The organism is Microbacterium sp. 13-71-7 (assembly GCF_002257455.1).
In the GTDB taxonomy this organism is placed as follows: domain Bacteria; phylum Actinomycetota; class Actinomycetes; order Actinomycetales; family Microbacteriaceae; genus Microbacterium.
In genome coordinates this window covers 1-11,513 of record NZ_NCKN01000130.1, presented here as the reverse complement: position 1 = coordinate 11,513, position 11,513 = coordinate 1, and the positions used below count along the sequence as shown (strand labels likewise).

Annotated in this window: 15 protein-coding genes; 8 read left to right on the top strand and 7 right to left on the bottom strand. The window is 71.0% G+C overall.

The window, feature by feature from the left end; all coding sequences use genetic code 11:
• Positions 1-104: 104 nt before the first annotated feature.
• Positions 105-1,181, bottom strand: coding sequence for an alkene reductase (locus B7X32_RS12985; protein ID WP_292720243.1), 1,077 nt, complete (start codon positions 1,179-1,181; stop codon positions 105-107).
• A 162-nt stretch (positions 1,182-1,343) separates the two neighbouring features.
• Here B7X32_RS12985 and B7X32_RS12980 point away from each other — a divergent pair, with 162 nt between their 5' ends.
• Complete coding sequence (locus B7X32_RS12980) at positions 1,344-1,946, top strand: TetR/AcrR family transcriptional regulator (protein ID WP_292720240.1); 603 nt, start codon at positions 1,344-1,346, stop codon at positions 1,944-1,946.
• Between the two features lie 86 nt (positions 1,947-2,032).
• Here B7X32_RS12980 and B7X32_RS12975 read toward each other — a convergent pair whose 3' ends face one another.
• Genes B7X32_RS12975 through B7X32_RS12965 form a run of 3 tightly spaced genes read right to left on the bottom strand, consistent with a single transcriptional unit; the run spans position 2,033 to position 4,786 of the window.
• Positions 2,033-2,830 (bottom strand): strictosidine synthase, encoded by a 798-nt coding sequence (locus B7X32_RS12975; RefSeq protein ID WP_292720237.1) that lies wholly within the window; start codon positions 2,828-2,830, stop codon positions 2,033-2,035.
• Positions 2,831-2,861: 31 nt separating this feature from the next.
• Complete coding sequence (locus B7X32_RS12970; RefSeq protein WP_292720233.1) at positions 2,862-3,728, bottom strand: alpha/beta hydrolase; 867 nt, start codon at positions 3,726-3,728, stop codon at positions 2,862-2,864.
• Between the two features lie 50 nt (positions 3,729-3,778).
• A complete protein-coding gene (locus tag B7X32_RS12965; RefSeq protein WP_292720230.1) occupies positions 3,779-4,786 on the bottom strand; it encodes an NADP-dependent oxidoreductase in 1,008 nt (335 codons plus the stop codon).
• A gap of 189 nt (positions 4,787-4,975) precedes the next feature.
• Between B7X32_RS12965 and B7X32_RS12960 the strand changes: the two genes are divergently transcribed.
• From B7X32_RS12960 to B7X32_RS12940, 5 genes are all read left to right on the top strand, one after another.
• Positions 4,976-5,371 carry a metalloregulator ArsR/SmtB family transcription factor gene (locus tag B7X32_RS12960; RefSeq protein ID WP_292720227.1) on the top strand — a complete coding sequence of 132 codons (396 nt, stop codon included), beginning with the start codon at positions 4,976-4,978 and terminating at the stop codon, positions 5,369-5,371.
• A gap of 21 nt (positions 5,372-5,392) precedes the next feature.
• A complete protein-coding gene (locus B7X32_RS12955; RefSeq protein WP_292720224.1) occupies positions 5,393-6,370 on the top strand; it encodes an SRPBCC family protein in 978 nt (325 codons plus the stop codon).
• Positions 6,371-6,598: 228 nt separating this feature from the next.
• A complete protein-coding gene (locus B7X32_RS12950) occupies positions 6,599-7,147 on the top strand; it encodes a hypothetical protein (RefSeq protein WP_292720221.1) in 549 nt (182 codons plus the stop codon).
• Positions 7,148-7,386: 239 nt separating this feature from the next.
• Positions 7,387-8,442: a DUF998 domain-containing protein gene (locus B7X32_RS12945; protein ID WP_292720218.1), complete on the top strand. Its 1,056-nt coding sequence runs from the start codon at positions 7,387-7,389 to the stop codon at positions 8,440-8,442.
• 146 nt (positions 8,443-8,588) lie between these two features.
• Complete coding sequence (locus B7X32_RS12940; protein ID WP_292720215.1) at positions 8,589-8,777, top strand: hypothetical protein; 189 nt, start codon at positions 8,589-8,591, stop codon at positions 8,775-8,777.
• Between the two features lie 12 nt (positions 8,778-8,789).
• Here the strand turns inward: B7X32_RS12940 and B7X32_RS12935 are convergent, their stop codons facing one another.
• A complete protein-coding gene (locus tag B7X32_RS12935) occupies positions 8,790-9,395 on the bottom strand; it encodes an XRE family transcriptional regulator (RefSeq protein ID WP_292720211.1) in 606 nt (201 codons plus the stop codon).
• Between the two features lie 77 nt (positions 9,396-9,472).
• On the opposite strand from B7X32_RS12935, the gene B7X32_RS12930 reads away from it, so the two are divergent.
• Positions 9,473-10,399 (top strand): NAD(P)/FAD-dependent oxidoreductase, encoded by a 927-nt coding sequence (locus B7X32_RS12930; RefSeq protein WP_292720208.1) that lies wholly within the window; start codon positions 9,473-9,475, stop codon positions 10,397-10,399.
• Between the two features lie 161 nt (positions 10,400-10,560).
• A complete protein-coding gene (locus B7X32_RS12925; RefSeq protein WP_292720206.1) occupies positions 10,561-10,749 on the top strand; it encodes a hypothetical protein in 189 nt (62 codons plus the stop codon).
• A gap of 67 nt (positions 10,750-10,816) precedes the next feature.
• On the opposite strand, the gene B7X32_RS12920 is transcribed toward B7X32_RS12925, so the two are convergent.
• Both B7X32_RS12920 and B7X32_RS12915 read right to left on the bottom strand, forming a co-directional pair.
• Positions 10,817-11,173, bottom strand: a complete 357-nt coding sequence (locus tag B7X32_RS12920; protein WP_292720204.1) for a protealysin inhibitor emfourin — start codon at positions 11,171-11,173, stop codon at positions 10,817-10,819.
• Positions 11,154-11,513 (bottom strand): M4 family metallopeptidase (locus B7X32_RS12915; protein ID WP_292720202.1); only part of this gene is annotated, 360 nt, incomplete at its 5' end. The genes B7X32_RS12920 and B7X32_RS12915, both read right to left, overlap by 20 nt.

Below are 11,513 nucleotides of genomic sequence, written 5' to 3'. Positions count from 1 at the left end.
GGGGAAGTCATGGGATGGAACTCCTTGAGGTGTGAGGTTCTCGGGGGTGAGAAAAGGGCGGCCGGGGTCGGCGTCGGGGCCACCGACCCCGGCCGCGTCGAGGGTCAGGCGGGTGTGAGGGTCGGGTAGTCGGTGTATCCGCGCGCCCCGCCGGCATAGAGCGTGGCCGGGTCGAGGTCGTTGAGCGGGGCGCCGGTGCGCAGCCGCTCGACGATGTCCGGGTTGGCGAGGGCGAAGCGTCCGAGCGGGGCGATATCGGCCAGCCCGTTGCCGATGTCGGCGGCGATCCCGTCGCGCTCGCGTCCGTACCGGACCACGAGAACCGCGGTGGGCCACACCTCACGGAATGAGGCGAGGAGCTCGTCGTCACCGAGGTGGTGCACGTGCAGGTAGACGAGGTCCAGCTTCGCGAGCTCGCCCACGAGGTAGCGGTACTGGGCGCGCACGGCCTCCGTGTCGCCCTCGTCGAGACCGCCGAGCGGGAATGCCGGGGAGATGCGGATGCCGGTGCGGTCCGCGCCGATCTCGTCCGCGATCGCCCGGGCGACCTCGACGACGAACCTGGCGCGGTTCTCGAGCGTCCCGCCGTACTCATCGGTGCGCTGGTTGGCGTTGGGGGCGAGGAACTGGTGCAGCAGATACCCGTTGGCGGCGTGGATCTCCACCCCGTCCGCACCGGCGGAGATCGCGGAGGCGGCGGCGTGGCGGAACTCGCCGATCACGTCCTGGATCTCGGCGACGGAGAGCTCTCGAGGGACCGGCGTTTTCTTCGGCCCCTCGGCGGTGAACATGTCCTGCTCGGCGGAGATCGCGGACGGCGCGACCGGCCGGCGGTGGTGCGGGGTGTTGTCCGGGTGGGAGATGCGGCCGACATGCATGAGCTGGATGAACAGATGCCCGCCGTTCTCGTGCACGGCGTCGGCGACCTTGCCCCAGCCGGCGACGTGCTCGGGGGTATAGATCCCGGGGGTGGTCAGGTACCCCTGACCGTCCGCGGACGGTTGCGTGCCCTCCGAGATCACCAGTCCCAGCGACGCCCGCTGGCCGTAGTACTCCGCGACGAGGTCCCCCGGCGTGCCGTCGGGGTTCGCGCGGTTGCGGGTCATGGGGGCGAGCGCGAGACGGTGCTCGAGCTCGAGTCGGCCCAGCGTGAGCGGCTGCCACAGGGATGGAGAGGTCATATCGGTGCACTTCCTTTGCGACGGACGAGACGTCACCGGCGGGTGCGGGACCGGGTGGTCCTGCACCGGCGTGGGAGAATGAGCGCGAGCACATCCGAACCCACACGACCGTGACTAAACTCAGAACTGAGGCCAGTCACCGTTTATTCCTGGAGGACACAGATGTCAGTCGCGCCCCCTCCGCTCGGACGACGCGAGCGGAACAAGCAGGCCAAGCTCGAGCGCATCACCGCCGCCGCCAGCGCCCTGTTCGCCGAGCACGGGGTCGACGACGTCACCACGCAGCAGATCGCCGACGCGGCCGACATCGGCACCGGCACGCTGTTCCTCTACGCCAAGACCAAGGGCGAGCTGCTGCTGCTGGTCCAAAACGCGCACTACGCCACCGCGCTGGAACGCGGATGTGCTGCTGCCGCGGAGGAGTCCACGGCGCTGGACGCCGTCGTGGCGCTGGTGGCGCCGATCGTCGCGTGCAACCGGGTCCACGTCGACAACGGCCGCACCTATCTGCGGGAGATGGCCTTCGGCAATCCCACCGAGCCTCATCACGCCGAGGCCCTCGCCATCGTCGCCAGGACCGAGGAGGCGGCCGCCGGCGTCCTCGCCCAGCGCACCGGGCTCGCGCGGACGGAGGCCGTGACGCTGGCGCACGTGATCTCCGCGATCCTGTTCCTGACGATGGCATCCAGCGAGTACGTCGACAGTGACGTCGAGGGGATCGTGGCCGCCGTCCGTGCGCAGATCGCGGCGATCCTTCCCTGCTGATCCGCCCGGCGCCGTCATGACCGCCGTCGGCACCCGCGATGTCGCGCCCCGAGCGGTGATCCTGTCCCGGAGCGCGACGTCGGCGGTCAGTCCTCGTAGTGCGGGAGGATCCGACTGCTCTTCACGTAGGTGAGGGCTTCGGTCACGTCGTACGCGTGGATCGCGGCCACGTGCGGGGCGAGCAAGGCTGTGAGCGGGGCGGCGTGGTCGGCGTAGAACGCGTTGCGGCTCGCGTCGTCGGCGAAGCCGAGCATGATCGAGGCGTGCAGATGCTGGTCCGACGGATTGTCGTGGGCGACGTTCGGGGTGTCCCAGGTCTTCTCGTTCCACGGCAGGAAGACCTGCGTGCGCAACTCGGTGAGGATTCCGCTGGCGATGAGGGCAGGGGTGAGCTCCTTCTTGACGAAGGTGTGGAACGCGACCGTTCCCTCATGCGTGCCGCGGCGCAGGTAGAGGACCGCCCGCGACCCGGTCTTCTCGCCAGGCGCGACGTCGTACCAGCGGGAGGTGCCGGGAGGGCCCGCGTGCAGAAGCGTGCGACGGAAGATGTTGACCTCGTCCTCGAACGCCAGCGCGGTCTGCTTCCGCCCGGCGAGGGGCGAGAGCGCATTTTCGAAGGTGACCTCCGCGATCCCGTCGATGCGCCGGTCCTCGGGGATCGCGGTCTCGATGCCGGGGGTCTCGGGCCAGCGGCCGGGGTTGTGCTCGTCGAGGTGGATCTGCCGGTACTCGAACAGGCCGGGGGTGGCGGCGATGATGCCCGAGTGCGGGCCCTTCCACCGGTCCATGCTCTCCTGGCGGGGTTTGTCGGTGCGCACCCACAGCAGGATCGACGAGGTGAAGTGCTTCGAGATGTTCGGCTTCGCGCCGGTGCTGCTGTTCATGGGGACTCCTTGGCGAGGCGGCTGCGGGCCGTCAGTTGTTGAGGAACGCTGCGGCCACGGGCGCGAACTTCTCCCAGTACTGGAAGACGCCGCCGTGTCCGGAATTCGGGTAGATGATCAGCTGCGACCCGGCGATGCGCTGGTGCAGGTCCTCGGAGAGGACGGAGGGGACCATGCGATCGTTGTCGCCGTTGGCGATCAGGGTCGGCTGGGTGATGACGGACAGATCCGAGGGAACGGAGCGGCCGAAGCGCTGGATGGCCTTGAGCTGACGGCCGAACCCCTTGTTGCTCATCGGCCGGTCGCGGTCGACGGTGCGCTCTTTGAGGCGCTTCACGAACGCCTTGCCGGCCTTCTTGCCTGCGGCGTCACGGTTGAAGAAGAGGAACTCCTTGGGGTCGGAGCGGGTGATGACCGACCGGAAGATGTCCCCGTACGTGACGCCCACGACCTTGTCGATGTCCTTCCCGCCGCGCGGTCCGGTGCCGGTGAGCACGAGCTTGCGCACCAGGCCGGGGTGCGTGACGACGAGATCCTGGGCGATCATGCCCCCCATGGAGAACGAGAAGATGTCGATCTTGGCGAAGCCGAGCCCCCGCGTGATGAACCGGTACGCGTCGTCGGCGGCTTCCTCCAGAGTGTCGGGCACCTGCCCGGAAGAGCCGCCGACGCCGAGCTGGTCGAAGGTGATCACGCGACGGGTCTTCGCGATCGCGTCCACGATGCGCGGATCCCAGTTGTCCAGGGTCGCGGCGAGGTGGACGAAGAAGACCACGGGGATCTCCTCTCTCGGTCCGAGCTCGCGGTAGGCGAAGGTGCTCCCGCCCACGGTGACGGGCTTCGCCGGCGCCTTCGCGTAGGAGGTGATGACGGGTTCGGCAGTGCTGCTGGTGCTCATGAGGGGCTCCTGAATCGGTGCGAACGCTGGAAGGGGCGGAAGGGCGCGCGTCATGCCGGCAGCGCCGACGCGTCGATGACCGCTTTGCCGCGGATGCTGCTCGTCCCGAGGGATCTCAGCGCCTGCACGGTCTGGTCGAAGGGGAACGTGGCGCCGACGACGGGGCGGAGGATGCCGGCGTCCACGAGTCGGGCGATCTGTCGCAACTGGTCGCCGGAGGCGCGCACGAGCAGGAATTCGTAGTTCACGTCGAGCTTTCCCGCCGCGGCGCGGACCTTGCGGCTCAGCGCCGCGATCGCCAGGCGCAGGAGCGGGTTCAGGCCTGCGGCCTTCGCGAACGCGGGAGTCGGAGGCCCGGAGATCCCCACGACCTTGCCGCCGCGACGCAGGACCCGCAGAGACCGGAGGACGCTCTCCCCGCCGAGGGGATCCAGGACGACGTCGTAGCCGGAGAGTTCGGCGGCGAAGTCCTGGGTGCGGTAGTCGATGACGACGTCCGCGCCGAGCTCGCGGACGAAGTCCGCATCCTTGCCGGAGACCGTCGTCGCCACGGTGGCGCCGAGATGCTTGGCGAGCTGGATCGCGATGGTTCCGACCCCACCGGCTCCGGCGTGGATGAGCACCTTCTGCCCGGGCTGCACGTCGGCCTCTTCCACCAGTGCCTGCCACACGGTGAGCGCCACCAGTGGCAGCGCCCCCGCCTCTACAGTGCTGATCGAGGCGGGAGCCAGGGCGACGTCGGCCTGATCGACTGCGATGCGTTCCGCGAACGTCCCGATGCGGAAGTCCCTGGGGCGCGCGTACACCCGGTCGCCCGCGCGGAAGCCCGTGGCGTGCCTTCCGGTGCGCAGGACGGTGCCGGCCAGGTCGTGCCCGAGCGTGACGGGCGGCCGATAGGGGAGGAGCGCCTTGAACTCGCCAGAACGGAGTCGCTCGTCGAGGTGATTCAGCCCGGCGGCGTCCACCCGAATCAGGACGTCGTGGTCGCCGACGGCGGGTTCGGGGACATCGGCCTCGTGGACGGGCTGCGTGTACCGGTCGAAGACGAACGCTCGCATGGTGATCTCTCGCTCTCTCGCTCTCCCGCTCTTCGTTAATCCGAGCATGCTCAATTATGAGTGTGCTCAGTCAACCTGTCAAGGGAGGTGACTTATGGCCTCCCGCTCAGGCTCATCTGACGGCAGGTCGCCGCCGTTCTGCGATCAACCCCTTGACACCCGGATCCGGTCGCCGTAATCTACAACCAAATGGTTGTAAGAAATGAACTGAGCGATGAACAGACCGACCGTGTGTTCCAGGCCCTCGCGGCGAGCACGCGGCGCGACATCCTGCGCCGCACGATCGCCCGCGAGCAGTCCGTGTCCGAACTCGCCCGCGACTACGACATGTCGTTCGCGGCGGTGCAGAAGCACGTGGCCGTGCTCGAGGCGGCCGAGCTCATCGTCAAGCGCGCCGAGGGACGCGAGCGGCTGGTCCGCGCGAACCCCGAGATGATCGCGCGCGCCCGGGCGCTGCTGGCCCGCTACGAAGACCTGTGGCGGAGCCGTGTCTCCCGCCTCGACGACCTGCTCGCCGAGGAATCCGGCACCGACGCCGAACCCGACTCCGACCCGGGATCTGCTCCGCGCGGATCCGCCGACTGACCGACACAGAAGGAGGGTGACATGCCTGTCACCGATGTGACCACCGATCCCGAGAACCTGACGCTGACGATCCACGCCGACTTCGCCGCTCCGGTGGAGCGCGTGTGGGCCGCGTACTCCGACCCGCGCCAGCTCGAGCGCTTCTGGGGCCCGCCCGGATGGCCGGCCACCTTCACCGCCTTCGACCACACGGTCGGCGGCATCGCGCAGTACCGGCTCGACGGTCCGCGCGGCGAGAAGTCGTCGGGCCGCTGGGAGTTCACCCGGATCGAGGCGCCGACGCTGTTCGAGGTGCTCGACTCGTTCGTCGACGACGCGGGCGAGCCCATCGCCGAGTTCCCGGCGATGCGGATGACGCTCGAGTTCTCGCCGACCGCCGAAGGCACCCGCATGGTCGGCACGAGCCACTTCGAGTCCGCGGAGGCGCTCGAGCAGGTCGTCGCGATGGGCGTGATCGAGGGCACGAAGATGGCGATGAGCCAGCTGGACGCGGTGCTGCAGGATCTGCGCGACTACGCCCAGGGCAAGGGCACCCGCGTCGAGCTGCTCGACGACACCCACGTGCGCATCACGCGGCTGGTCGAGGGGCCGCGCGACCTGGTCTGGCGCGCGCACCACGAGCCGGAGCTCATGCGGCAGTGGCTGCTCGGGCCCGACGGGTGGGAGATGACCGAGTGCACGGTCGCGACCGAGCCCGGTCAGACCTATCGCAGCTCCTGGGCCCCGGTCGGGGACACCCCGGGGCAGGCGTTCGGCTTCGAGGGCGAGGCGCTGCTCGTCGACGCTCCGCGCCGCGCCGTCACCACCGAGAAGATGCAGGGCACCGAGGGCCCGGTCACGCTGAACGACCTCAACCTCTACGAGGAGGACGGCGCGACGCTGATCACCCTCCTCGTCGAGTACCCCGACCTCGAGTCCCGCGACATGATCCTCGCGACCGGCATGGTCGACGGCATGGAGGCCTCGTACGCCCGCATGGAGGACCTCGTCCTCGCCTGACCGCGTTCGCAATTCAGGAGATCCTGGCCGCCCCTCCCGCCTCGGGAGCGGATCCGGCCGGGATCTCCTGCGTTGCGCACGCTCCGGCGGGCGAGGGGCTGGCGTGCGCGGGCTCCGGCGGGCGCCGGCGGGGGCGTGCTCCGGCCTGCGGGGGCTCCGGCGGGCGCCGGCTTCGGTGGGGCTGGGGCGCGGGCGTCGGCGATGCCTGCGACGCGGTACCTTCGAGGAGTGTCCGCGGTCGTGGTGAAGGTCCTCATCGTGCTGGCCGTCCTGATCCTCGTGGCGGCCGCCGTGTCGAGGATGCGCGGGCGCCGTTCGGTGGGTCCTGTGCGACAGCGCATGCCGATTTTCGTCCCGCTCGTGGGCGCCCTGTTCGTGGCCGTCGGGGTTCTCATGGGGCTGGCCTCCTTCACGGAGGACAACGCGGACGGCATGCTGTGGCCGCTGCGGATCGCGTCCGTCGCGATCGCCCTCGCCGGCGTCGGCTTCCTGGTGATGTACCGCAACTTCTACGTCGAGCCGCGGGTCGACGAGATCGCGTTCCGCACGGTGTGGGGGCGCGAGGCCGTGATCGCCTACGCCGACATCACCGACTTCTCGGTGCAGGCGTCCGGCGGGCAGTTCCGGCTCACGGTGCGCGGATCGTCGGGTCCGCGGCTGCGTCTGAATCCGCGCCTGTTCGACATCTCGCCGCTGCTGCGCGCGAACGAGTTCCGCCAGCACAACGGACGCTGGCCCCTCCGCGGCGAGATGCACGGCGGCCCCGCCCGCCGCTGACCCCCCCCAACCATTCCGAGTCGTCCCCGTGAGCGGACCCCAGGGCGTCCGCTGACGGGGACGACTCGGAGAGTGGGAGCGTGTGCGCGGGCGGCGCGACTAAGGCGCGGGCGCGAGTGCGGCGCGGGCGCCGGGCGGGCGCTGGGCGGGCGCCGGGTGCGGGCTGGGGTGGGCGCTGGCACGGGCGCCGGGCGGGCGCGGTGCGGCGAAGTGTCCGCGGGGCGTGGTTCGATGACGGCATGGACACCTCGCGGGGGCTGCACGACGAGACGCGGATGGTGTGGGCGACGGCGCTCTGCTCCGCCCTCGGCACCGTGGCCGGGCTCCTCGCGCTGCAGGGGCCGCCCCGTGCGTTGACCGGACCCGGATCGCTGAGCCAGCCGGTCGCGGTGATCGCCGGGATCGTCGCGGCAGCCGCATTCGTCGTCAGCACGGTGCAGCACCGCCGCGGCGAGACGCAGCAGATGCCGCCGTGGCAGGCGGCGATCTCGCATGCGTCGGGGGTCGCGCTGACCGTGGCCTTCGCGGCGGTGACCGCGTTCGGGGTGCTGCTCGGCGGGGTCGTCTTCGGCGCGGGGCTCCACGACTTCACGACGCCGGCTCTGGGCGGCGCGCTCATCGCGGGGGTGGCGTCGGCGATCGGCGGACGCTTCGCGTACACCGCGGGGGTGGGCATCCGCACGCGGGATCTGGCCGCCCTGCTGTTCGGCTTCCTCACGATCGGCACGCTCTTCGCCATGGCGACGGCGGCGGATCCGCTGTGGTGGCAGCAGAACTTCTCGCAGCTCGGCCTCGGCGCCCGCGGCTGGGCGTTCAACGGCACGCTCGTCGTGGCGGGGCTGCTGTTCGCGACCGTCGGCGCCTACATCGGCCGCGACCTGCACCGGCTGCGCGGCGACCGCGCCCTCCGGGGGATCGCCGTGGTGGTCGCCCTCTGGGGCGCCACCGGGCTCGCGCTGGCGGTCGTGGGCTTCGTGCCGATCGGGCTCAACCGGGTGGTGCACTGGATCGCGGCGATCGGGACGCTCGTGCTGTTCGCGCTCGCCGCCGCGATGTCGACGAAGGCGCTGCCCGGGCCGCCGCGCGCGCTGCTGATCGCCACGATCGGACTCGGCGTGCTGCTGGCGGCGGCCGTGCTGCTGCACATCCCGGTCAGGCTGTACTCCTCGACGGGGCTCGAGGCGATCGCCGTCGGGCTGGGGTTGGTCTGGATGACGACGTTCGTCCGCGTGCTCGCCGTGCTCGTGCCCGACGCCCCGCGGGTGTCGGCCAGGGCGACGCTCTGGCGGGGGTGAGGCCCCGCACGGAGCGGGGAGTCGTGAGACACCACATTCTGCACGGGACATCGCTCCAGGGCTGGTGTCCCGTGCAGGATCTGGTTTCTCGCGGATCCGCACCGGCACGCGACGCCGCACCGCGTCGGCGGGCGCACAATGGACGCATGGGCATGTTCACGCAGAAGCCGGAGGAGAAGGCCACCTGGGCGGCGTTGCCCGGAGAGCCGCTGGACAGGGACGAGGGGACGGATCTGCCGGAGGCGCCGGTCGCGGATCCGCTCGCGCTCGGGCTGGGCGCACCGACCGCCGCGACGACCGTCGCGATCCCGATGCCGCCCGCACCCGAGGCCTGAGCGCACAGCACGTCACGACGAAGCCGTGGCCTCGTCGCCGTCGTCACCCGCCTCGAGGATGTGCACGCGGGCGCCATTGCGGTCGAAGAGGCTGAGGATCTCCGCGGGTGCGGCGCCCGTGGCGCCGAACCAGTGCGGGGTGCGGGTGTCGAAGTCGGCGACCTCTCCGGGGCCGAGCACGAGGTCCCTCTTGCCGACGATCAGGCGGATCCGCCCGCTCAGGACGTAGATCCACTCGGATCCGTCGTGCGTCCGCAGAGCGCCGGGGCCGTCCTCGACGGGCATCACGACCTTCCACGCCTTCACGCCCCCGGGGTTGCGGCTCAGTGGGATCACGATGCGCCCGTTCCGGCGCCGCGGGCGCAGCTGCACGCGCGGATCCCCGAACTCCGGTGCGCCGATCAGATCGTCCAGGCTCATCCCGTAGGCGCGGGCGAGCGGGAAGAGCAGCTCGAGGCCGGGCCGGCGCACGCCGCTCTCCAGGCGCGAGATGGTGCTGGCGGAGGTGCCGGCGAGCTCCGCGACCTCGGCGAGGGTGAGGCCGCGGCCCGTGCGGATCCGTTGGAGGCGGGGACCGATCCCGTCCAGGGCTGCCGCGAGATCTGCGTTCGTGTTCACCGGACCAGAACACCAGCTTCTTGCAGTTTCCGCAAGGACGATTGCCGCAACGGGAGGGCGCCTGAAAGCCTGTGCTCATGGCCCGAGAACTGTTCGACACCGCGATCGTCGGAGGCGGGGCCTCCGGGCTGAGCGCCGCGCTCGTCCTCGCCCGTTCCCGCCGTTCCGTCGTGCTCCTCGACAGCGGCGCACCGCGCAACGCCCCCGCCGCGCACATGCACGGCTTCCTCTCCCGCGACGGCTTCGCACCCTCGCGGCTTCTGGAGATCGGACGCGAGGAGATCGCCTCCTACGGGGTGCGCCTGGTTCCGCAGGCCGTGACGTCGGCGACGGGGGACGCCGGGGACGGATTCGTGCTCACGATCGAGGAGGGCGCTGAGATCGCCGCGCGTCGGATCATCCTCGCGACCGGTGTGGAAGACGTGCTTCCCGACATCCCCGGGGCCCGCGAGGCCTGGGGGCGCTTCCTCCTGCACTGCCCGTACTGCCATGGCTACGAGGTCGGGGACGGATCCCTGGCCGTGTTCGGGCGCGTCCCCGGCGCCGTGAGACACGCGCTCCTGCTCCGGCAGTGGGCGTCCGATCTCACGTACCTCGCGAACGGGAGCACGATCTCGGAGGAGGACGCGCGCCTGCTAGAGGCCAGGGGCATCCGCGTGCAGGACGGCCGGATCGCGGAGCTGCTCCTCGAGGGGGAGCGGTTCCGCGGAGTGAGGCTCGAGAGCGGGGACGTGATCCCCGTCGATGCGGTGTTCCTCCGGCCGGAGTCCCGCCCCCGCACCGCGCTCGTCGCGGCGCTCGGCGGCGTGGTCGAAGACGGGGGCTTCGCGCACCTCGACCCCTCGGGGCGCACCTCCGTGCCCGGAGTCTGGGTCACCGGGAACCTCGTGGACCCGCGCGGACAGGTGATCACCGCCGCCGGCCACGCCAACGCGGTCGCGATGGACGTCAATGCGGATCTCGTCGACGACGACATCCGCGGCGAACTCCTCGAGACCCGCTGAACCGAGAGGCGAGAACCAGCATGAAGCGCACATCCACCCCCGCCGGCGTGGGAACTGTCCCTGCCGCCGCAGCTCCCACGGCTCCGGCGGGCTCAGCCGCACCCGCGGTCCCCATCGCACCCGCGACGCCCCGGCCACCGAGTCAGCACACGCTCGCCCTGATGATCTGGATCGCCGTGACTCCGACCCTCCTGGCGATCAACCTGCTGCTGGGGCCGCTGATGGCAGGGATCCCCGTGGTGCCCCGCACGATCATCACCGTCACGATCGCGGTTCCCATCGTGATCTACGGGGTCATGCCGCTGCTGCACAGGCTCCGCCGCCGTTGGGTCATGTCCCGGCGCTCCTAGGCGGCGGCCGCCCGGGGGTGCACCCGGCGTGGGTGCGTCCTTCCCGGGTGCCGTCACGGCGCGACGATCAGAGGGGCGCCGTCCCCGAGTCCGCCTCCTGCACGGCATCGACGAGGGTGCGCCAGGGGCCGCGCAGATGCTCCTCGGGGATCACCTGCTCGTGACGCTCCTGGCGGATCCGCACCTCGATCCGCCAGGAATAGCGATCCGCCCCGGTTCCGCGGGGGAGCTTCTCATCCCAGGGGCACTGCTCGACGAGGACGATCCAGTGCGCGGCCTCTCCGCCCGTCGGCTGCACGCTCCACCGCCGGGTCATCCCGGCGATGCCGCCGCTGCGCGCGACCCGGATCGCGACGCCGTCCTCTCCGGCGGCGTCGGAGTCTACGGGGATCCCGACGGGCGGATCAGCCGGCGGCTCGCTCATCGCCCGTCGCCTTGATCACGCCGACCGACGCCCACGCGGTGCGCGCGGCGTCGCCCGTGGACGGACTCACCGCATCCGCCTCGGCGATCGTCGCCTTCGCGAACTGCGCGAACGACGCCGATGCCGGCAGCCCGCCGGTCAGCGCGCGGTACCAGACGGAGCCGGCCGCCTCCCAGGCGTAGCCGCCGAGCTCGACCGCGAACAGCGCGAACGCGCGATTCGGGATGCCCGAATTGAGGTGCACGCCACCATTGTCGTCGGTGGTCTTCACGTAGCCGCTCATGTCGGCGGGCTGCGGATCCTTGCCGAGCTCCGGATCGTCGTACGCGGTGCCGGGATG